The sequence below is a fragment of the Streptococcus suis genome (assembly GCF_002960625.1).
GTDB lineage: Bacteria > Bacillota > Bacilli > Lactobacillales > Streptococcaceae > Streptococcus > Streptococcus suis_T.
In genome coordinates this window covers 20,378-42,296 of record NZ_POJH01000029.1, presented here as the reverse complement: position 1 = coordinate 42,296, position 21,919 = coordinate 20,378, and the positions used below count along the sequence as shown (strand labels likewise).

Sequence of the window (21,919 nt, the reverse complement as noted above, 5' to 3'; positions counted from 1 at the left end):
TATGAGTGACATCAATCGTAGCCAAATAGAAGAACTGGTTAGAAAAATTTTATTAGAAAGTTTTGTAGCTGGAGATTCTTTTAAAAAATCTAGCTCGACAGGTATTGTTTCCTTCAACCTACCTCATATAGAGGTTAGGCCTGAGGATCGTTTAGACACAGGCAATAGCAAGGATGTGGTCTATACCCGTGACCTCCTAACTCTGGAAGAAAGTCCTCGTCTGGGACTTGGCTTGATGACAATGGAAAAAACAACATTCCCATGGCATCTTGACTATGATGAAGTGGATTATGTCATTGAGGGACAATTAGATATCATTACTGGCAATGAGGTGATGACCGCAGGGCCTGGTGAAATTCTCTTTATTCCTAAGGGAAGTGATATTCAATTTTCTGTTAAAGATAAGGCAAGGTTTATCTATGTAACCTATCCTGCGGATTGGCAAAATCAGTAAAAATTTTTAAAACAAAATGTAAGCGTTATCGCATTAGGCGATGTAAATGAAAACAAAAAAATAGAGGAAGATTATTATGGCAAACAAATGTAATGTTACCGAATTTATTGGTTCAAACCCTATTGGTGATACTATTGGATTGGTGATTGCAAATGTCGATCAACAAGTACTCAGTGCGATGAAGTTGGAAAAATCTTACCGTTCCCTTGGTGTGGTAGGTGCTCGTACTGGTGCTGGTCCTCACATTATGGCTGCAGATGAAGCAGTAAAAGCAACCAACACAGAAATTGTTAAAATTGAATTACCTCGTGATACCAAAGGTGGTGCTGGTCACGGTAGCTTGATTATCTTTGGTGGTGATGATGTTTCAGACGTGAAACGGGCGGTAGAAGTAACTCTTGGTGATATTGCTCGTACATTCGGTGATGTCTATGCCAATGAAGCAGGGCATATCGAATTGCAATATACTGCTCGTGCTAGCCATGCTTGTCAAGCGGCTTTCGGTGCAGAAGTTGGTCGTGCCTTTGGTCTGATTGTGGGAGCCCCAGCTGCCATTGGTGTTGTGATGGCTGATACCGCTGTAAAAGCAGCAGATGTAGATGTGATTGGTTATGCTTCTCCAGGAAATGGAACAAGTAATTCAAATGAAACCATTCTCTTCATCAGTGGTGATTCTGGTGCTGTTCGTCAAGCTGTTATCTCTGCCCGTGAAATCGGTAAAGAATTATTAGGAACGCTTGGAGATACTCCAGTTAACTCTCAACCTTCATACATCTGATAGATAGGGAGAAAGAAATATGAAATCAAAACGTTTTGAGGCATTAAGTAACCGCCCAATCAACCAAGACGGATTTGTAACAGAGTGGGTTGAAGAAGGTCTTATTGCAATGGAAAGCCCCAACGATCCAAAACCAAGTATTAAAATTGTAAACGGTAAAGTGGTTGAATTGGATGGGAAACCAAAAGAAGAATTTGACCTGATTGATCAGTTTATTGCAAACTATGGTATTGATCTGGCTCATGCAGAAGAAGTCGTGAAGATGGACTCGAAAGAAATTGCCAATATGATTTTGACTCCTTCTGTACCTCGTTCTGAAATTGTTAAATTGACCAAGGCTATGACTCCAGCTAAAATTGTTGAAGTTGTTAGTCATATGAACGTCGTAGAAATTATGATGGCTGTTCAGAAAATGCGTACCCGCAAACAGACAGCTACTCAATCACACGTTACTAACGTAAACGATAACCCTGTTCAAATTGCAGCGGATGCGGCAGAAGGTGCCCTTCGTGGATTTGCAGAGCAAGAAACAACAGTTGCGGTTGCTCGTTATGCCCCATTCAACGCCCTAGGGATTATGATTGGTTCTCAAGTTGGTCGTCCAGGCGTATTGACCCAATGTGCCTTGGAAGAAGCAACCGAGCTAGACCTTGGTATGAGAGGATTCACAGCTTACGCAGAAACCATTTCTGTTTATGGTACTGAAGATGTCTTTACAGATGGTGATGATACCCCTTGGTCTAAAGCCTTCTTGGCATCTGCCTATGCTTCTCGTGGTCTGAAGATGCGTTTCACATCAGGTACTGGTGCAGAAGTGCAGATGGGACAAGCAGAAGGCAAATCTATGCTTTACCTAGAAGCTCGTTGCTTGTATATCACAAAAGCAGCTGGTGTACAAGGTACCCAAAACGGTTCTGTATCTTGTATCGGTATTCCTGCGGCCGTTCCAAGCGGTATCCGTGCAGTCATTGCTGAAAACTTGATTGCTACCATGCTTGACTTGGAATGTGCTTCTTCAAATGACCAAACCTTTACTCACTCAGACCTCCGTCGTTCTGTCCGCACCTTGATGCAATTGGCACCAGGTACAGACTTTATTAACTCAGGTTACTCTTCTACACCAAACTACGACAATATGTTTGCTGGCTCTAACTGGGATGCAGAAGACTACGATGATTATAATATCTTGCAACGTGACTTGCGTGTTGATGGTGGTTTGCGTCCAGCTCGCGAAGAGGAAGTTGTTCAAGTTCGCCGTAAAGCAGCCAAAGTTATGCAAGCCCTCTTCAAAGGTCTTGGTTTGCCAGCTATTACAGATGAGGAAGTTGAAGCAGCTACCTACGCCCATGGTTCAAAAGATATGCCAGAACGTGACAAGGTTGAAGACATCAAGGCAGCTGTGAATCTCTTAGAACGCGGTGTACAAGGCGTAGACCTCATTAAAGCCCTTGCCAATAATGGTTTCCCAGATGTTGCCAATGAGCTTGTAAATCTCTTCAAACAACGTGTTGCTGGAGATTTCTTACAAACATCTGCTATCTTTGACCGCAATTGGAATGTTATCTCTGCAATCAACTCACCAAATGACTACGTCGGTGTCGGCACAGGTCACCGTCTGGTTGGAGAAGAGTGGGAAAAAGTGAAGAACATTCCAAATGCCATTGATCCACGTGATATCTAGGAGGTAATCATTATGACAACCATCAATGAGGACGTACTACGTTCCATTATTGCAGAAGTAATCAAGGAAGTTGGCCTGACAAATCCTACTCCTGCAACTCAAACTACTACAACTACCAAGAAAGAAGTCCTGCCAGAAAAGGCTGTTGTTCGCACCGTCGGTGTTGCTAAACCAAGCCAATCTGTTGATGAAGTGGTCATTGCAGTAGGTCCTGCTTTTGGCACCCAACAAACCAAGACCATGGTTGATATTCCCCATACTGAAGTGTTACGACAAGTGATTGCAGGTATTGAAGAAGAAGGCTTGAAGGCGCGTGTTGTCAAGGTATATCGCTCATCAGACGTTGCCTTTGTGGCAGTAGAAGGCGACCACCTATCTGGTTCAGGTATTTCAATCGGTATTCAGTCTAAAGGAACAACCGTTATTCACCAAAGAGATTTACCACCATTGAGTAACTTAGAACTCTTCCCACAAGCACCACTGCTGACAGCAGATACTTACCGTTTAATTGGTAAAAATGCTGCTAAGTATGCCAAAGGTGAAACACCAAACCCTGTTCCAACCTTGAATGACCAAATGGCTCGTCCTAAGTACCAAGCCTATTCAGCCTTGCTTCATATCAAAGAAACCAAGCTTGTTGAAAAAGGTCGTCCAGCTGATGAAATTGAATTGATTTAAGAAAATCTTCAAGGAGAAATCGAAATGAGTGAATCAGTAGAACTATTAGTAAGAAAAATCTTAGAAGAGATGAATGGACACGACAAACCTGTAACCAGTGGTCTACCAAAAGGTACAGAAGCTACTGCAGCAGACTATCCGATTGCACAAAAACACCCAGACTGGATTGTTGTTGGTGATAACAAGAAATTTGAAGACATTACCTTGGAAAATATTGTCAATGGTAGTATCACTTCAAAAGACTTGCGGATTAAGCCAGAAATCCTCTTAAAACAAGGAGAAATTGCGCGTAATGCTGGTCGTGAAGCTATCGAATACAATTTCTCACGCGCGGCAGAATTGACCAAGGTACCAGATGAACGCGTATTGGAAATCTATAACGCCCTTCGTCCTTACCGTTCTTCTAAGCAAGAACTATTGGACATCGCAAATGAACTTGAAAATGTCTATGGCGCAAAAATCTGTTCAGGATTTGTCCGTGAAGCAGCAGAACACTATGAACGTCGTAAGAAACTAAAAGGTGATAACTAATCTGAAAATCGAAAGGAGGAAGAAGGAATGAAGTATATTATCGGTATTGACATTGGAAATTCATCAACTGAGTCTGCCTTAGCTCAGCTATACGATAATGGAACCGTCCAGTTTCTGTCCTCTGCGATTGCAGATACAACTGGTATTAAGGGAACAAAAGAAAATGTTCATGGCATTTACCAATCCCTGAAATTACTCTTAGAACCAACCTCTGTTGGTATCAAGGATGTTGCACTGATCCGTATCAACGAAGCAACCCCAGTCATTGGAGATGTTGCAATGGAAACCATCACGGAAACAGTCATAACCGAATCAACCATGATTGGCCACAACCCAAGGACACCAGGTGGACTTGGGTTGGGGGTTGGTTATACCGTTGATGTCTTGGATTTGATCAATAAGCCAATGACAGATAGCTATATCGTTGTGGCTTCTAAGCAAGTGGATTTTGATGCAGTTGCTCAACTTATCAACGCCTATGTTTCAAGAGGCTATAAGATTGTTGGTGCTGTCTTGCAGGCTGATGATGGCGTTCTGGTCAATAATCGTCTGGAGAAAAAGATTCCAATTGTAGATGAAATTTCCTATATAGACAAGGTACCGCTAGGAATGTTGGCAGCTGTTGAAGTTGCAGAAGTTGGTAAAGTTATTTCACAACTCTCCAACCCTTATGGCATTGCGACTGTCTTCCAGCTGGATGCCCAAGATACCAAGCAGGTCGTACCGATTGCCCGTGCCCTGATTGGAAATCGTTCAGCCGTTGTCATCAAAACACCAAAAGGAGATGTTCAAGCAAGGACAATTCCTGCTGGAACTATCAAGATTATTGGTCAGCAACAGAATACCAGCGTTGATATTTCAAAAGGTGCAGAAGCCATTATGGACCATGTTTCCCGTATTCAACATATTGAAAATGTTCTGGGTGAAGCAGGCACAAATGTGGGTGGTATGCTTGAGAAAGTCCGGCTTACCATGGCAAATTTAACTGAGAAACAACTGGATCAGATTAAGATTCAGGATATTCTGGCAGTGGATACTTTTGCTCCTATCACTGTAAAAGGTGGTCTTGCCGGAGAATTTTCAATGGAGCAGGCCGTTGGAATTGCCTCCATGGTTAACTCTGACAGATTACAGATGTCCCTTATTGCTCAGGAAGTTGAAAAGGAATTGGGTGTACCTGTTGAAATCGGGGGAGCTGAGGCTCACTCAGCTATTCTTGGAGCTTTAACAACACCAGGTACTAGTCAACCAATGGCTATTCTAGACCTTGGGGCTGGTTCCACAGATGCCTCCATTATTAACCAAAAAGGGGATATCCAAGCTGTCCACCTAGCTGGTGCTGGTGATATGGTCACCATGCTTATTAACACAGAGTTGGGTCTTGAAGATAGGCATTTGGCAGAGGATATTAAAAAATACCCCCTTGCCAAGGTAGAAAGTATTTTCCATATTCGACATGAGGATGGCAGTGTCCAATTCTTTGACAAACCTCTGAGCGGAGATTTATTTGCCCGAGTAGTCATCGTCAAAGACACTGGAGAATTAGTACCGCTTGACACAGACTATTCTATCGAAAAAATCAAGATTGTTCGCCAGACAGCCAAAGAAAGAGTCTTTGTGACCAACGCCATTCGGGCCTTAAAGACGGTCAGTCCAACTCAAGACATCAGAGATATTCCATTTGTGGTTATAGTAGGCGGGTCCGCCTTAGACTTTGAAGTACCGCAGTTGATAACCGATGCCCTATCTCAGAGCAATATCGTGGCTGGTCGAGGAAATATCCGAGGAACTTCTGGACCAAGAAATGCAGTAGCAACAGGTTTGGTACTTTCATACTGTAAAGAAGAGTGGGGTGATGCTTATGTTCTATCAAGCAACTAAGCCAGTTATTCTTATTTACAAGTTGGGAAAGGTGCCTGAAGAAAAGTTGACTCAGTTAGTGCTTGGTATGGAGGAAGAAGGAATTCCATTTTTAAAAGAAACTATAGAACTTTCTTCGGAAAGTATCGTTTCTCTGGCCCATCAAGCTGCTCAGTCCTCACCACTCTCGGTTGGTTTAGCTATCAATGAAAGAGAAATTGTTCTCCATTATCGAAATTTACAAACGGAACAGTTTTTCTATCGTTTAAGTAACTATCCAAACCAGTCTAATCGTGTCTTAAGGATTTTAGGGACTAATGCAGCTAAACTTGTTAAAGGAACTCCATTGATACAGGATTCTGCCTTGGAAACATCCTTTTAGAAATAGGTAATCGGAGAGAAAAGATGACACAAAATCAAATCGATGAAATCCTGCTTCAAAGAATCATTCAAAAATGTCAAGAGCTCTTAGAAAAAAAAGATGATTTACACAGCATAAATCTCTATGACCTAGCTTTTGATATTGTAAATCGTGCCAGAGAAAAAGCACAGGAATTGAAAGTACCTGTTGTGATTACCCTGGTGGATGCAGGTGCTCATGTAATCCTATCCTATCGCATGGAAGATTCCCTTTTGGTTAGCTACGATATGGCCTATAAAAAAGCCTACACAGCTGTTGGCATGAAAATGCAGTCAAAAGACCTAGCTCTATTAACAAAACCCAACCATTGGCTCTTTCAACTAGAAACAATGTCAGAAGGTCAGATTGTTAGTTTAGCAGGTGGAATTCCTATTTATTCCAAGGGACGGATTATCGGAGCAATTGGTATCAGTGGCGGCAACGCCATAGAAGATCAAACAATTGCCGAGTATGCAATTGAAGAAATAAATCTAAAATAATATTAGAAGGAGATTCTCACGATGGAGAAATACATTGGTGAATTTTTAGGAACAATGGTTCTGATAGCCTTTGGTACAGGCTTCGGATCCTCAATTAGTTTAAAACACGCCCTATCCAAAAATATGTCCCCTAGTTTCCTAACTGTAATCTTTGCCTGGGGCTTTGCCGTAATGTGCGGTGTTTATGTTGCTGGTTTCTTTGAAACAGGTGGGCACCTAAATCCCGCAGTCACAATCGCTTTTGCCTTAGGCGGCTTGTTTGATTGGAGTATGGTGGCAGGTTACATCATTGCACAAATTCTCGGCGCCTTTACTGGTGCAGCAATCGTTGTTTTGCATTACTATCCACATTTCCAAGCAACAACAGCTGAGGAAGGGAATTCAGTCGGTATTTTTGCCACTGGTCCAGCTATTCCAAACACAACCTTTAACTTCTTGAGTGAAGTAATCGCGACCTTCTTCTTCATTTTCGTTTTGTTATTGATGAATACTGCAGGTTTTGCAGTAGGTCTTGCTCCTGTTGTAGTTGCTTTCCTAGTTATGGCCATCGGGTTGTCATTCGGTTCAACAACGGGTTATGCCATCAACCCTGCGCGTGATTTCGGTCCTCGTTTGGCCTATGCCCTCTTACCTATTCCAAATAAGGGCGGAGCGAATTGGGGCTATGCTTGGATTCCAATTGTTGCACCAACTGTTGGTGCAACTCTAGCTGTATTCGTATTTAAAGCCTTGGGAATGGGCTAATCCCTCTCTCATTGTAAAATGTGATTAAAGAAAGGACGAGTAATGAGGAAAATTTTTGCAATCAATGCTGGTAGTTCATCTTTAAAATTTCAATTATTAGCCATGCCTGCTGAGGAAATCATCGCTAAAGGCATATTTGAAAGAATTGGAGAACCGGAATCGGCATTTACTTTGGTTTACAAAGGACAAAAGGAGACAGAAAAACTAGTTCTTTCAAGTTATAAAGAGGCAGTAAACTATCTATTAAAAAGATTAGATGAAAAAGGTATTATACAATCTTTAGCAGATATTGCTGGAATTGGGCATCGTGTGGCCCATGGTGGTGATTATTTTAAGGCATCGGCTTTGGTTGACGAAAGTGTCTTGACAAAGATTGATGAATTGTCCTTCTTAGCTCCAAGTCATAATCCAGCAAACTTAGAGGTTATTAAAGCCTTCAAGGAGCTTTTGCCAAATACTCCAAATGTGGCAGTTTTTGATACAGCCTTTCATCAAACCTTAAGCGAGGAATACTACCTTTACCCTCTACCTAGAAAGTATTATGACAAATACCGTTTACGCAAATACGGTTTCCATGGCACCAGCCATAAATACATTTCTTTAATTACCAAGGAAGTATATAGACAGCAAGCTCTTGATACGGATCAGTTGAAGGTCATCAGTTGTCATCTTGGCAATGGAGCAAGTATCTGTGCCATTAAGGGGCAACAATCCATCAATACTTCCATGGGCTTTACCCCCTTGGCAGGCTTAATGATGGGATCCAGAAGTGGTGATATTGACCCAGCCATTCTTCCTTTCCTAATGGAAGAAGAAGGCTTGACCCCTAGTCAAATCACAGCCATTCTGAATAAAGAGTCTGGCCTATTAGCTGTTTCCGAAATTAGTAATGATTTGCGTGATATTGAAGAAGCCTATCATAAAGGCTATTCTCAAGCCATCACAGCAATTGAAATGTTTACCAATCGAATTGCTCATACCATTGCGACCTATATGGTAGATTTAGGTGGAGCAGATGCCATTGTTTTCACAGCAGGAATAGGTGAAAATTCCAGATTGATACGTGAGAAAGTCGCAGAAAAACTTTCTGTTTTCGGTGTGAAACTTGATCATGAAGCAAATGAAAGTAGTAAAAAACTGATTAGTAAAGACGATTCCAGTATCAAATTATTTGTGCTTCCAACCAATGAAGAACTAATGATTGCAAGAGATACAATGGAATTGATCTCATAAAATTACATATTTCCTCCATTCTAGCCCTAATGAAAGGGCTAGAATTTTTTTGTTTGAATAAAAAAATAAAAAAATCGCATAAAAATACACAATAACTGTTGACAATTGTATAAAATTACTATATACTAGACATATCTTTTGAAAAGAGGAAGAAAATATGGAGAAAATTACTTTCAAGGTCCGATGATTCATTAGGAAAAATGACATCGTTTTAATAAAGAAGGAAAAAGAGGATAAAAAATGAAAAAACTATTTACTTTAGCAGCTACCTTGTTAGCTGGACTTACACTAGCAGCTTGTTCTTCAACTAGCTCATCTTCAAGCCAATCGACGCTTGAGAAAATTAAAGAAAAAGGAACCTTAGTTGTAGCGACAAGTCCTGACTATGCACCATTTGAATTCCAAACGCTTGTAGATGGCAAAAACGAAGTTGTTGGAGCAGATATTATGCTGGCACAAAAAATTGCGGATGAGCTTGGTGTGAAGTTGGAAGTCTCAGCCATGAGCTTTGACAACGTTCTGAACAGTGTCCAATCTGGCAAGGCTGACATTGCAATCGCTGGTCTATCTTACTCTGAAGAACGTGCAAAAGTTTTTGACTTCTCAGAAAGCTATTACCAAATCGCTGACGTCCTACTTGTTAAGAAAGAAAATGCGGAAACCATCTCAAGTGTTGATGCTCTTGCAGGAAAATCCTTGGCTGTTCAAAAAGGTTCTACCCAAGAAACCTATGCTAAAGAAAAAATGGCAGATGCAAAAATTATTTCATTGACACAAATGGGTGAAGCAGTTAATGAATTGAAAACTGGCAAGGTAGAAGCAGTCTTGATGGATTCTCCAGTTGCGGCAGGTTATGTTTCACAAAACAGTGACCTTGCTATTGCATCAGCACAGTTTCCAACCATTGATGAGAACTCAAAAGTTATCGCCCTTCCAAAAGGAAGTGCAGAGCTAAAAGCTGAGATTGACAAGGTCATCGCTCAAGTGAAAGCAAGTGGCGAATTTGATACCTTCCTTGAAAAAGCAGCAACTTATACAGCTGTTGAATAAGTCAGACAAACAATCATCGGAAACGGTGGTTGTTTTTGCATACAAAAAAGAATGAAGTTTTGAACTCCATTCTTACATGCTCTTATTTCACCCGCTCTAGATAGAAACTAGTCAAACGTGGAACTGTGATTCTAGCACCGTTTTCATCTGGGTAGAGGTTAAAGGTTTCCATTGGAAGGACATTTGATGAGAAGACCAGTTTGTACTCGCTATCAGTAGGCAAATCCAAGTGGACATCAAACAATTCTTGATCGTTAAAATTATGAATAGTCAAGATTTCTTGGTCATCACTCATGCGTGAAAAAGCATATAGACTAGCTTCGCTGTCAATTTTGACCCACTGGAATCCTTTATCGTAGGCCTGGTAATCATACTTCCAAAAAGCATCGTGTTCACGATAGAAAGTAGACAGGGTCTTCATCATTTGATAAAAACTGTCATGGATTGGATATAGTTTAAGTCCCCAGTCCATTTCGGTGTATTCATGCCATTCGCGGATGTGGCCCCATTCATTGCCCATAAAGAGTAATTTCTTACCTGGATGAGCAAAATAGAAGCTGTAGTAAACACGGGCCAAGTGGAATTTGTCTTCGTATTCCCCATTCATTTTATCAATGATAGATAGTTTTCCATGAACCACTTCATCGTGAGATAATGGCAGGAGGAATTGTTCATTTTGGTTGTAATACATACCAAAAGTGATTTCATTGGAATGGTATTTACGATAGACAGACGGACGTTCAACAAATTTCAAGGTATCATTCATCCAGCCCAAATCCCATTTCATATCAAAACCGATACCACCGTCTTCGAGAGAATGGGTGACCTTAGGATAACTTGATGAATCTTCCGCAATCATCAAAACACCTTTATAGTCGGTGTGAACCATGGCATTGACACGCTTGATAAAATCAATCGCTCCATGGTTAATCTTGTCATCTTCCGTTTCCCCACGCCAGTAGAGCAGGTAGGACAGGGCATCCACCCGAATGCCGTCAAAATGGAAGTTTTCCAACCAGTATTTGAGGTTTGAGAGAAGGAAAGAACGCGTCAAGCCCTTACCTAAATCAAAGTTAGCTGTTCCCCACTGGTGATTTTCGCGGTCTTGTTCGTGCGGGTATTCGTAGAGCCAACTACCGTCAAATTGATAGAGGCCATGGGCATCCTTACAGAAATGAAGTGGAACCCAATCCAGAATGACCCCAATTCCAGCCTGGTGACATTGATCAACCAAATACTTGAGTTCATCTGGCTTGCCATAGCGACTGGTAGGGCTGTAATAACCTGTAACCTGGTAGCCCCAAGATGCATCTAGAGGATGCTCAGTGATTGGCAAAAGTTCAATGTGAGTGTAGTTATTTTCCTTGACGTGTTCAATGAGAAGCGGAGCAATTTCCTTATAGTTATAAAAGGCTTCTAGTGGTGCACCACCCTCATTTTTATTGACAAATTTCTGTTTCCAAGAACCCAAGTGAACTTCGTAGATAGAAACAGGTTGCTCCTTGAAATCGTAATTGACGCGATGGTACATCCAAAGATCGTCTTTAAACTTGTATCGCGGATTGTAGGTTGTAGAGGCAGTGTTGGGACGTTCTTGGCTGAAAAAGGCATAAGGATCAGCCTTGTAAATTTCCCGACCATCGTGGGTGATAATCACATACTTGTAGTCCTCGAAAGATTTCAAACCTTCAACATAAAGCTGATATACACCATCAATTTCATGCTGTAGGGGATGGGTTCGTTGCCAATCGTTAAAGTTTCCAACCAAGAAAACTTCTCTAGCATTTGGAGCATAGACACGGAATTGCGTGCCAAGGATTTTATTGCGCTCCTTCACCAAATGAGCACCCATTTTTTCATAAAGAGTGGTATGCTCACCGGAATTCATATAGTATAAATCCAAATCAGTAAATTCTGTCATAGCAATCTCCCTTGTGGAAAAGGAGTGGACGTTGGTCACACTCCTTTTCAGTTTGTTACAAATCTTATCTAGCCACTAATTTCACGATAGAGCCAGATGTATTTCTCAGCAGAAGCAGTCCAGCTGAAATCACGTTCCATAGCCTGTTTGACCATAGCGTACCAGTCTTCTGGACGGTCATAGTAGGTCTGAAGTGCCAAATCATATACTTGACGCATATTGTAGGCATCACGACCACCAAATGTAAAGCCGGTGCCTTCTTTGCTGCCGATGTGATATGGTGTCACCGTATCTACCAAACCACCTGTTTCCCGAACCAATGGAAGCGTACCATAGTGCATAGAAATCAATTGGCTGATACCACATGGTTCAAACATAGATGGCATGAGGAAAAGGTCACTTGCTGCATAAATTTGGTGGGCAAGCGGTTCATTATAGCCACGGTAGAAGGCAAATTTTTCAGGATAGGCATGCTTGAAATGGTTAAAGGCATTTTCAACATCAGCTTCACCGTTACCCAAAATCACAAATTGGACATGGGCTTGAAGAAGATGGCTGAGTACCTCTGTTAAGAGATAGAAACCTTTTTGCCAGGTCAAACGAGATACGATACCAATCATCAGGACATGTTCATCCTGTGGAAGTCCGAATTGAGCTTGTAAAGCCAGTTTATTGGCTTTCTTATCTCCGATTGTTTCAAGACCGTAGTTCTTCACAAGATAGTGGTCTGTTTGACTGTCCCAACTATCGTAATCTATACCATTGACAATACCAACCAAGTCATGCTTACGAAGTTCCAGCACATGTTGCATATTTTCACCGAATTCTTCAGTCAAAATTTCACGCGCATAGGTATCTGAAACAGTTGTCACCTTGTCAGCATATAAGATACCCAATTTCATAAAGGAAATGCATTCGTCATGGAAACGAGCGATCCCATCTAAGTAGTAGCTGTAGTCCATTCCCAGAGCAGACCAAAGGGCTTGTTTATGGAAAATACCTTGGAAAGCTAGATTATGGATGGTGAAGACATGTTTGATGGCACGGAATTCCTCACGGTAGCTGTAGAAAGTACGGCAGAGGAATGGAAGTGCAGCAGTGTGCCAGTCATGCGTATGAATGACATCTGGGAAGAAATCCAAGGCTTCCAATAGACGACAGGTTGCATGCTGGAAAAATCCGAATCGCATAGCATCATCGTCATAGCCATACAGTTCATCACGTTCAAAGAAGTCACGGTGTTCAATGAAATAGAAGGTAACACCATCGATTACTTGGCTGTAAACATTAGCCATGGACTGAATGTCGCCTGCACGAACATCAAAACTGGACACATAGTCAAAATCAGCATGGTTATTGATAGCAATTTTCTTATAGAGTGGTAGAACCACACGGACATCCAACCCCTGTTTTACCAATTCTTTAGGTAAGGAACCGATTACATCGGCCAAACCACCAGTCTTGATGAATGGAAGTCCTTCAGATGCAACAAAGAGAACAGATTTTCTTGTCATGATTTCTCCTAGATGATTTGATGTGCTTTGATGTAGGCTGGATTTGCTTCACTGCCCTTAATATCTGTAGAATGAACAATCTTTGTCGACTTGTCAATGATGGCATTTTCAATTGTTGAACCATTTTTGATAGTTACACCATTGAGAATGATTGAGTTCTTGACAACAACACCTTCTTCAATAATCACATCACGGTCAATCACAGAGTTTTCTACCTGACCATTGATATTGGCACCGTTGGCAATTAAACTACGTTTGACTTCTGCCAGTGGACCATAGAGAGTAGGAGAAGAATCACTTGTTTGCGTATGAATTGGCCAGTCATTCTTGAAAAGAAGTTTACGTGTATCGCGGTCAATCAAATCAATCTGTGTTTTGAAATAAGATTCCACATTATTGATACAAGCTACAAAGTCACGGTGTGCATAGCCCATGATTTTGTATTGATCGACTGTATCACGAAGAATATCTTTCAACCAGTAGAGTGATGAAACCTTGTTGGCACGTTTGATCAACTCGATAAAGGTTGTACGTTTCATAATATAGGCTTCTAGAGAAACAGGACGGTTTTTATATTTACCATGGTTTTCTTCAAAGGCAACCACGCGTTTGTTATCATCGAATTTTAAGGTTTGGCAACCAATAAAGTTTTCTTTTGCGTCTGTAATATTTTTATAAAGCACAGTAATGTCTGCACCCGTTTTCTCATGTTCATCCATGACATTGGTAAAATCTTGGCTGTAGATGAAGTAAGAAGGGGCAATCAACACATATTCTTTGGTTGAATTTTCAATGAAATGAAGGTTGTCAGAAAAGGCATTGATATCATGTTGATAAACAGAGTTTGGATCTGTCACACTGTTGAGCAAACGAAGAGAGCCACGTTTACTGTTGATGTTGTAGTGTTTACCTGTACCAACGTGCTGGATAGTTGAGCGCATACGAACAGGCATATAAACTTGGAACTCTGTAATACCTGAGTTTGACATGTTTGAAAGAACGAAGTCAATTAGTCGATAGCGTCCTAAAAAACCAAAGGCTTGTACGCCACGATGTTCCATTACGTCACCAAAGTGTACATTGTTTCCTTCAATATTTACAATTCCTAGAGTATTTCTTAACATAGCAGTCCTTTCTTACTTGGTTACATTCTTATCGATCAAGAGGATATTATCAGCGTCACCAGAGAGCTTCGTTCCATCCGCAATCTTAACATTTTCAGCAACGATAACATAGTCTAGCTCAACTCCCTCACCGATGATAGCGCCAGGAAGAAGGACGGAGTTTTTCACAACAGCTTCTTTATGAACCTGAACATCAGTTGAAATGACAGAGTGTTCTACATATCCGTCAATGATAGCCCCTTTGTCAATGTAGGCTGACTTAACAGTTGCGGTTGCACCGATTACTTGAGCTGGAGAGCCCTTGTCTTCTGAATAAATTCTCCATGAACGGTCTGAAAGATCCAAGTCACCAGCATGGTCGATCAAGTCCATGTTTGATTCCCAAAGGCTGTTTACAGTACCAACGTCCTTCCAGTAGCCACGGAATGGATGTGCGATAAGGGTACGCCCGTCTTCCAAGTATTTAGGAATGATGTCATGGCCAAAGTCATGTGAAGACGTCTCAGATTTATCATCCTCTTGGAGATACTTTTTCAAGGTCTTCCAAGTAAAGATATAGATACCCATAGATGCCAAGTTGCTCTTCGGATTTGCAGGTTTTTCTTCGAATTCTTCGATACGATAGTCTTCGTCGGTATTCATGATACCAAAGCGAGAAGCCTCTTTAATTGGCACTTCGATAACAGCGATGGTTGCATCTGCTTTTTTCTGAATGTGGGTGTCAAGGAGTTTGTCATAGTTCATCTTGTAGATGTGGTCACCTGACAAGATCAAGACATATTCAGGATCGTTCAAATCAATAAAGTCAATGTTTTGGGTGATAGCGTCAGCAGTACCTTTATAAAGACCAAAACCTTCAATCTTCTCACTTGGAGGAAGTACAAAGACACCAGAGCCTTGAACATCCAAACCCCAACGTTGTGACTGGGCAACGTAAGAGTTCAAGAGTACAGGTTCGTACTGGGTCAATACTCCGACAATGTCGATACCTGAGTTGGCACAGTTACTAAGAGGGAAATCAATAATACGATATTTTCCTCCAAATGCGACCGCTGGTTTGGCAACTTTCTTGGTCAAACCTTCTAGACGTGTTCCACGTCCACCAGCAAGAATCATAGCTAACATTTTATTTTGAGCCATCTAATCACTCCTTAATATATTTTATACATAGATTATATCATACAAACAAAAAAAATGAAAGCGTTTCCTAGACAAAAATTGAAATATTTCAATTTCCTTTTCAGAAAGCTTTCATGAATATATTATAACATATTGTTTTGTGTTGGTCTATATAAATTTGGATTTATTTTTTACTAAATTTCACTTCTTCTAATAAATGACTGATAAATTTTTCGCCCATATCTGATAGCATAGCTTTTTCATGCTGAATATAGACCAACTCAATCTCGTCATCAAATTCAAGTGGGATAGACACGATATTATCACCATTGAGATTGGAATTAAGGATACCGGTAGCGATAGTGTAGCCATCTAGACCAATTAAGAGATTAAAGAGGGTGGCACGGTCGGAAACGACAATGGATTTCTTGTGGTGCTCTTGTGCCAATATTTCTTCAGCGAAATAGAAGGAGTTGTGGATACCTTGCTCGTAGCTAAGATAAGGGAAATCAGCTAATTCGTCCAAAGTTATCGATTTCTTCTGTGCCAGTGGATTTGTCTTGCTGACAAAAACGTGGGGCTTGGCAGTAAAAAGATGGGTATAGGATAGACGATTATCGTCCAAGAGTTTTAGCAAAACATCTCGGTTGAAATGGTTGAGGAAAAGCACGCCTATCTCTGAACGGAAGTTTTTTACGTCATCGATGATTTCCCAGGTCCGTGTTTCCCTTAGAAAGAGTTCATAATCTTCTAAGTCCGTGTCTTTTAAGAGGGATACGAAGGCATTGACAACAAAGGCATAGTGTTGGGAAGATACGCTGAAGAGTTGGCGTTTAGCATTTGGATTTTTATAACGATCCTCGAGGAGTTCCGTCTGTTCAACGATCTGGCGGGCGTAGGAAAGAAATTCAATACCATCCTTGGTCAAGGTAATCCCCTTGGAATTGCGGAAGAAAATCTTGATGCTAAGTTCCTTTTCCAAGTCGCGTACGGCATTGGAAAGACTGGGCTGAGTGATGAAGAGTTGTTTGGCAGCCTCATTCATACTGCCGGTTTCTGCGATTTTGATAATATAGTATAATTGTTGAATTCTCATACCTCTATTGTATCATGATTTGACAAATAATTCTAAAAAATGTATAATGCTGAAAATATATCCTTTAACTGAGTCCAGAGAGGCGAAGAAGGGAACGTGATAAATAGGGCAGATACTGCCTTCTTTTCGTGTAACCTTGCTAGCCAGCAAGGTTTTTCTCTTATATCGACTTTCTTGTTTTCTGCATTTGCATAGAATAGGAGAAAAGATGATTTTAAAAGAACAAATGTTGCTTGTTGAACAAGTCCAACTTGCCCCACGTATTTTTGCTATGACCTTACAGGGGGAGATGGTTCAGGATATGAAGATGGGGCAGTTTGTCCATATTCGTGTTCCTGATGATTCCATGCTTTTGAGAAGACCAATTTCTATTTCCGAGATTGATAAGGTCAACTCTCAGTGCAGGCTCATTTATCGAGTGGAAGGTCAAGGGACGGAAGTCTTTTCTAAGATGACTGTCGGACAACATTTAGATGTCATGGGACCGCTTGGGAAAGGTTTTGAAGTGGATTTCCTTAAAGCAGGTGACCATATTCTCATTATTGGAGGGGGAATCGGTGTTCCTCCCTTGGTCGAGGTGGCCAAACAGGCTGCGAAACGTGGCGCCAAAGTCACGTCAGTCATTGGCTTCGCCACAAAAGAGGCAGTCATTTTGGAAGAAGAATTGGCGTCTTATGGACAGGTCTATGTCACAACGGATGACGGTTCCTACGAGCGTAAGGGGAATGTCGCAACAGTTGTCGAACAGCTGACAAACGACTTTGCGGCCATTTATTCCTGTGGTGCCCCAGCTATGATGAATTATGTTGACCAACGTTTTCAGGACCATCCCCACGCCTACATCTCCCTTGAGGCGCGCATGGCTTGTGGCATGGGAGCTTGCTATGCCTGTGTGGTCAAGCCAAAGCAGGGCCAAGAGCATGAAAATAAGCGTGTCTGCAAAGAAGGTCCTGTCTTTGCAACCGGCAGTCTGATTTTATAGGAGGGTAAGATGAAAGAACGATTAGCCATTTCCTTGCCAGGCTTGGACTTGAAAAATCCCATTATTCCAGCCTCAGGTTGTTTCGGTTTTGGTCAGGAGTATGCGGACTACTATGACCTCAACCAGCTTGGCTCCATTATGATTAAGGCAACGACACGCTATCCTCGTTATGGCAATGCGACTCCCCGTGTGGCTGAAACACCAGCAGGTATGCTCAATGCCATTGGACTTCAAAATCCGGGTGTCGACACAGTCTTATCCGAAAAACTACCATGGTTAGAGCAACAATTCCCAGACTTGCCAATTATTGCCAATGTGGCAGGTTTTTCCAATGAAGAATATGCCTATGTATCAGGGAAGATTTCACAAGCTCCAAATGTAAAAGCCATCGAACTCAACATTTCCTGTCCAAACGTGGACCATGGTAACAATGGATTGCTGATTGGACAGGTGCCAGAATTGGCCTACGATGCTGTAAAGGCTGCGGTAGAAGCTTCCTCTGTGCCTGTCTATGTCAAATTAACACCGAGTGTGGCAGATATTACCCTCTTGGCAAAGGCGGCTGAAGATGCTGGTGCCAGCGGTTTGACTATGATTAACACCTTGGTTGGTATGCGTTTCAATCTTAAAAATCGCCAGCCAATCTTGGCAAATGGTACAGGAGGAATGTCAGGTCCAGCGGTCTTTCCAGTTGCCCTCAAACTCATTCGGCAGGTGGCACAGATGACCAAGCTACCAATCATTGGCATGGGTGGTGTAGATTCGGCTGACAAGGCTTTAGAGATGATGATTGCTGGAGCTTCAGCCATTGGGGTTGGAACGGCCAACTTTACAGACCCATTTGCCTGTCCAACCATTATCAAGGATTTACCAAAACGTATGGATGTTTATGGGATTGACACCTTAGAAAATTTACGCCAAGAAGTTAGAGAAAGCTTGGGTAAGCGTTGACAAAAATAAAATAAAATAGTATTATTAGAGTAACATCGTCCTTTAACCACGTCCAGAGAGGCTGAAAAGGTGACATAAAATAGCTTGAAAGTTGATTTTCAGGCGGATTTCGTCTACCTCCCTGTCCAATCTGGCAGGGTTTTTGTGTCGATTTGGAAAGGAACCTATGAAAGAGAAACGTCCAATTATCGCCTTAGACTTTGCGAGTAAAGGGGAAGTTCAGTCCTTCCTGGAACAATTCCCAGCCCATGAAAAACTGTATGTGAAAGTGGGAATGGAACTCTACTATGCAGAAGGTCCGAGCATTATTTCTTATCTAAAAGACTGCGGACACAGCATTTTTCTAGATTTAAAATTGCACGACATTCCCAATACAGTCGAATCCGCCATGCGGGTTCTGGCAAAACTAGGTGTGGATATGACCAATGTTCACGCTGCTGGTGGGGTTGAGATGATGAAGGCTGCCCGCAGAGGCTTAGGGGCGGATGCTGTCTTAATCGCAGTCACTCAGTTGACTTCTACTTCTGAAGAGCAAATGCGAAGCGACCAAAATATCCAGACCAGTTTACAGGATGCGGTTGTTCACTATGCTCAAAAGGCGGCACAAGCTGGTCTTGACGGAGTCGTTTGTTCAGCGCATGAAGTTGCATTGATTAAAGGTGCTACGAGGTCGGATTTTGTCTGTCTGACACCTGGTATTCGACCAGCTGGGGACGATGTAGGTGATCAAAAACGAGTGATGACACCGGCTGAGGCAGCGAGAATTGGAAGTAATTATATTGTGGTTGGTCGTCCGATTACGAGATCAGAAAATCCCTATCAGGTCTATTTGGCTATAAAAGAGGAGTGGGCACAGCATTCCTAGAAATAGAAATTCTATAGATAAACATGTACAAATCTGTTTGGCGAAATAGGTTTGACATTCTTTACGCACTTTAAGGAGGTCTATCATGACACTAGCAACAGAAATCGCATCACATTTGTTGGACATTAAAGCAGTTCATCTGCGTCCAGAAAAGCCATTTACATGGGCATCAGGTATTAAATCTCCGATTTATACAGACAACCGCATTACCCTGTCTTATCCTGAAACACGGAACTTGATTGAAGATGGCTTTGTTCAGCGTATCGAAGAAGAATTTCCAGAAGTCGAAGTTATTGCAGGTACTGCGACAGCAGGTATCCCACATGGAGCTATCATTGCTGACCGTATGAATTTGCCCTTTGCCTATATTCGTAGCAAACCAAAAGAACATGGGGTTGGCAATCAGTTGGAAGGTCGCATTGTCAAGGGACAAAAAATGGTGGTCATCGAAGATTTGATTTCAACAGGTGGTTCTGTACTGGATGCTGTTGCAGCGGCAGAGCGTGAAGGTGCAGATGTTATCGGTGTGGTGGCCATTTTCACTTATGAATTGCCAAAAGCAGAGCGTAATTTTGACAATGCTGGCGTGAAATTGGTAACGCTCAGCAATTACTCCGAACTCATCAAGGTCGCAAAAGTACAGGGTTATATCAACGCTGATGGCTTGACCTTGCTTAAGAAATTCCGCCAAAACCCAGCGACTTGGTTAGAAGATTAAGTAGTCATGTTTAAACGCACGATTTCTGGGAACTTATCTTCTAAAATGGTATAATGGAACCTATAGTATGTCTGACATACAATTTTTGACCGTATGAGGAGAAATAGATGATTTCAGTTATCGTGCCTTGTTTTAATGAAGAAGAGGTAATTCCCTATTTTTACGAGGCTATGGAAAAGGTTCGTAAGGAAATGGGGGAAAAATTTGAATATATTTTTGTAAATGATGGTTCCAAGGATGGCACTTTAAAAGTCTTGCGTCAGTTGTCTGGTCAGGACCAAGCTGTTCGCTACCTATCATTTTCAAGAAATTTTGGTAAAGAAGCAGCCCTCTACGCAGGCTTACAGGCGGCTCAAGGTGACTTGGTCACTGTTATGGACGTAGACTTACAGGATCCACCTGAGATGTTGATAGAAATGAAGGCTATACTTGAAGCTAATGCAGATTTGGACTGTGTGGGAACCCGCCGAGTCAGTCGTGATGGTGAACCTCCTATTCGTAGCTTTTTTGCCAAATTATTTTATAAATTGATGAATAAGATTAGCCATGTCGATGTGGTAGACGGTGCGCGTGATTTCCGACTTATGCGTCGTCACATGGTCGATGCCATTCTCTCTGTGTCTGAATACAATCGCTTTTCAAAGGGGATTTTTGCCTGGGTTGGTTTTGAAACGGAATATCTGCCCTACAAAAATGTTGAGCGAGTGGCTGGTCAAACAAGTTGGTCTTTCTGGAAATTGCTTTCCTACTCGATTGAAGGGATAATCAACTTTTCAGATACACCGCTAAATATTGCTTCCTATACTGGATTTTTCACCTTCTTGCTGTCCTTGGTCTTGATGGTGTTCGTTGTATTTAAAACTTTGGTATTTGGCGATCCTACCATCGGTTGGCCATCAACTATCTGTATCATCTTGTTTTTGGGTGGCTTGCAGTTGATGACTATTGGTATTCTTGGTAAATATTTGGCCAAAGTCTTCTTAGAAACCAAGAAACGCCCTGTTTATATTGTCAAAGAAAAAAGTTCAAACTAGGAGTTGTGTATGGAACATTCAGCCTGGCATGAATTGATCAAGGAACAGTTGCCTGAACATTATTTCGGTAAAATCAATCAATTTTTGGATAAAGCTTATGCAAGTGGGACCGTTTACCCGCCTCGCGAGAAGGTATTTGTTGCCATCCAGACAACAGCATTAGAAAAGGTCAAGGTGGTTATTTTGGGGCAGGATCCCTATCATGGACCTGATCAAGCTCAGGGCTTGTCCTTCTCTGTGCCAAATTCGGTGCCAGCTCCGCCATCGCTCCAAAATATCCTCAAGGAATTGACTGATGATATTGGAGTAAAAAAAGACCATGATTTGACAGCTTGGGCAGAGCAAGGGGTTCTCTTACTCAACGCCTGTTTGACTGTGCCGGCTGGTCAGGCCAATGGTCATGCGGGTCAGATTTGGGAGCCGTTTACAGATGCTATTATCAATGTAGTCAATAGCTTAGACCAGCCTGTCGTCTACATTCTTTGGGGTGCTTATGCTCGCAAGAAGAAGGCACTGATTACCAATCCCAACCATTTGATTGTCGAATCAGCTCACCCAAGCCCTCTATCAGCCTACCGAGGATTTTTCGGAAGCAAGCCATTTTCAAAAGCAAATGCCTTTTTACGTTCAAAGGGAAGTTCAGAAATTGACTGGCTGCGTTAAAAGCAGTTGGCTGTTAAAAGGAG

22 protein-coding genes are annotated in these 21,919 nt (G+C 41.8%); 17 read left to right on the top strand and 5 right to left on the bottom strand.

Features of this window, described 5'->3' with window-relative positions:
- Position 1 precedes the first annotated feature (1 nt).
- The 11 genes from C1G49_RS05375 to C1G49_RS05325 all read left to right on the top strand — a co-directional run bounded on the left by C1G49_RS05375 (position 2) and on the right by C1G49_RS05325 (position 9,909).
- Complete coding sequence (locus C1G49_RS05375; protein ID WP_105116838.1) at positions 2-454, top strand: cupin domain-containing protein; 453 nt, start codon at positions 2-4, stop codon at positions 452-454.
- Between the two features lie 76 nt (positions 455-530).
- Positions 531-1,232 (top strand): propanediol utilization microcompartment protein PduB, encoded by a 702-nt coding sequence (gene pduB / locus C1G49_RS05370; RefSeq protein WP_024380882.1) that lies wholly within the window; start codon positions 531-533, stop codon positions 1,230-1,232.
- Between the two features lie 19 nt (positions 1,233-1,251).
- Positions 1,252-2,913, top strand: coding sequence for a propanediol/glycerol family dehydratase large subunit (locus C1G49_RS05365; protein ID WP_024380881.1), 1,662 nt, complete (start codon positions 1,252-1,254; stop codon positions 2,911-2,913).
- Between the two features lie 12 nt (positions 2,914-2,925).
- Positions 2,926-3,591 carry a propanediol/glycerol family dehydratase medium subunit gene (locus tag C1G49_RS05360; protein WP_105116837.1) on the top strand — a complete coding sequence of 222 codons (666 nt, stop codon included), beginning with the start codon at positions 2,926-2,928 and terminating at the stop codon, positions 3,589-3,591.
- 24 nt (positions 3,592-3,615) lie between these two features.
- On the top strand, positions 3,616-4,122 hold the full coding sequence (locus tag C1G49_RS05355) for a diol dehydratase small subunit (RefSeq protein WP_024380879.1): 507 nt from the start codon (positions 3,616-3,618) through the stop codon (positions 4,120-4,122).
- Positions 4,123-4,149: 27 nt separating this feature from the next.
- Complete coding sequence (locus C1G49_RS05350; RefSeq protein ID WP_105124907.1) at positions 4,150-6,003, top strand: diol dehydratase reactivase subunit alpha; 1,854 nt, start codon at positions 4,150-4,152, stop codon at positions 6,001-6,003.
- Positions 5,984-6,364 (top strand): glycerol dehydratase reactivase beta/small subunit family protein, encoded by a 381-nt coding sequence (locus C1G49_RS05345; RefSeq protein ID WP_105118118.1) that lies wholly within the window; start codon positions 5,984-5,986, stop codon positions 6,362-6,364. The genes C1G49_RS05350 and C1G49_RS05345 overlap by 20 nt, the downstream gene beginning before the upstream one ends.
- Before the next feature lie 23 nt (positions 6,365-6,387).
- A complete protein-coding gene (locus C1G49_RS05340) occupies positions 6,388-6,882 on the top strand; it encodes a GlcG/HbpS family heme-binding protein (RefSeq protein ID WP_105117781.1) in 495 nt (164 codons plus the stop codon).
- Positions 6,883-6,903: 21 nt separating this feature from the next.
- Positions 6,904-7,626, top strand: a complete 723-nt coding sequence (locus C1G49_RS05335) for an MIP/aquaporin family protein (RefSeq protein ID WP_024380875.1) — start codon at positions 6,904-6,906, stop codon at positions 7,624-7,626.
- Between the two features lie 42 nt (positions 7,627-7,668).
- Entirely contained in the window at positions 7,669-8,859 is a 1,191-nt protein-coding gene (locus C1G49_RS05330) for an acetate/propionate family kinase (protein WP_105124906.1), read from the top strand.
- 240 nt (positions 8,860-9,099) lie between these two features.
- Entirely contained in the window at positions 9,100-9,909 is an 810-nt protein-coding gene (locus C1G49_RS05325; RefSeq protein WP_105124905.1) for a transporter substrate-binding domain-containing protein, read from the top strand.
- 82 nt (positions 9,910-9,991) lie between these two features.
- On the opposite strand, the gene glgB is transcribed toward C1G49_RS05325, so the two are convergent.
- From glgB to C1G49_RS05300, 5 genes are all read right to left on the bottom strand, one after another.
- The gene (gene glgB / locus C1G49_RS05320) at positions 9,992-11,830 is read right to left on the bottom strand and encodes a 1,4-alpha-glucan branching protein GlgB (protein ID WP_105124904.1); all 1,839 of its coding nucleotides are present in this window, start codon (positions 11,828-11,830) and stop codon (positions 9,992-9,994) included.
- A gap of 68 nt (positions 11,831-11,898) precedes the next feature.
- The gene (locus C1G49_RS05315; protein WP_105124903.1) at positions 11,899-13,344 is read right to left on the bottom strand and encodes a glycogen synthase; all 1,446 of its coding nucleotides are present in this window, start codon (positions 13,342-13,344) and stop codon (positions 11,899-11,901) included.
- A gap of 8 nt (positions 13,345-13,352) precedes the next feature.
- On the bottom strand, positions 13,353-14,468 hold the full coding sequence (glgD, locus tag C1G49_RS05310) for a glucose-1-phosphate adenylyltransferase subunit GlgD (protein WP_105116828.1): 1,116 nt from the start codon (positions 14,466-14,468) through the stop codon (positions 13,353-13,355).
- Between the two features lie 12 nt (positions 14,469-14,480).
- Complete coding sequence (locus C1G49_RS05305; protein WP_105116827.1) at positions 14,481-15,608, bottom strand: glucose-1-phosphate adenylyltransferase; 1,128 nt, start codon at positions 15,606-15,608, stop codon at positions 14,481-14,483.
- Positions 15,609-15,771: 163 nt separating this feature from the next.
- On the bottom strand, positions 15,772-16,683 hold the full coding sequence (locus tag C1G49_RS05300; protein WP_105116826.1) for a LysR family transcriptional regulator: 912 nt from the start codon (positions 16,681-16,683) through the stop codon (positions 15,772-15,774).
- Positions 16,684-16,891: 208 nt separating this feature from the next.
- Between C1G49_RS05300 and C1G49_RS05295 the strand changes: the two genes are divergently transcribed.
- The 6 genes from C1G49_RS05295 (at position 16,892) to C1G49_RS05270 (ending at position 21,896) form a co-directional block, all read left to right on the top strand.
- Entirely contained in the window at positions 16,892-17,665 is a 774-nt protein-coding gene (locus C1G49_RS05295) for a dihydroorotate dehydrogenase electron transfer subunit (protein WP_105124902.1), read from the top strand.
- Between the two features lie 9 nt (positions 17,666-17,674).
- The gene (locus C1G49_RS05290) at positions 17,675-18,616 is read left to right on the top strand and encodes a dihydroorotate dehydrogenase (protein ID WP_105124901.1); all 942 of its coding nucleotides are present in this window, start codon (positions 17,675-17,677) and stop codon (positions 18,614-18,616) included.
- A 166-nt stretch (positions 18,617-18,782) separates the two neighbouring features.
- Positions 18,783-19,481 (top strand): orotidine-5'-phosphate decarboxylase, encoded by a 699-nt coding sequence (gene pyrF / locus C1G49_RS05285; protein ID WP_105124900.1) that lies wholly within the window; start codon positions 18,783-18,785, stop codon positions 19,479-19,481.
- Positions 19,482-19,566: 85 nt separating this feature from the next.
- Positions 19,567-20,199, top strand: coding sequence for an orotate phosphoribosyltransferase (gene pyrE, locus C1G49_RS05280; RefSeq protein ID WP_105124899.1), 633 nt, complete (start codon positions 19,567-19,569; stop codon positions 20,197-20,199).
- Between the two features lie 107 nt (positions 20,200-20,306).
- Positions 20,307-21,233 carry a glycosyltransferase family 2 protein gene (locus C1G49_RS05275; RefSeq protein WP_105124898.1) on the top strand — a complete coding sequence of 309 codons (927 nt, stop codon included), beginning with the start codon at positions 20,307-20,309 and terminating at the stop codon, positions 21,231-21,233.
- A gap of 9 nt (positions 21,234-21,242) precedes the next feature.
- The gene (locus C1G49_RS05270) at positions 21,243-21,896 is read left to right on the top strand and encodes a uracil-DNA glycosylase (protein ID WP_105124897.1); all 654 of its coding nucleotides are present in this window, start codon (positions 21,243-21,245) and stop codon (positions 21,894-21,896) included.
- Positions 21,897-21,919 lie beyond the last annotated feature (23 nt).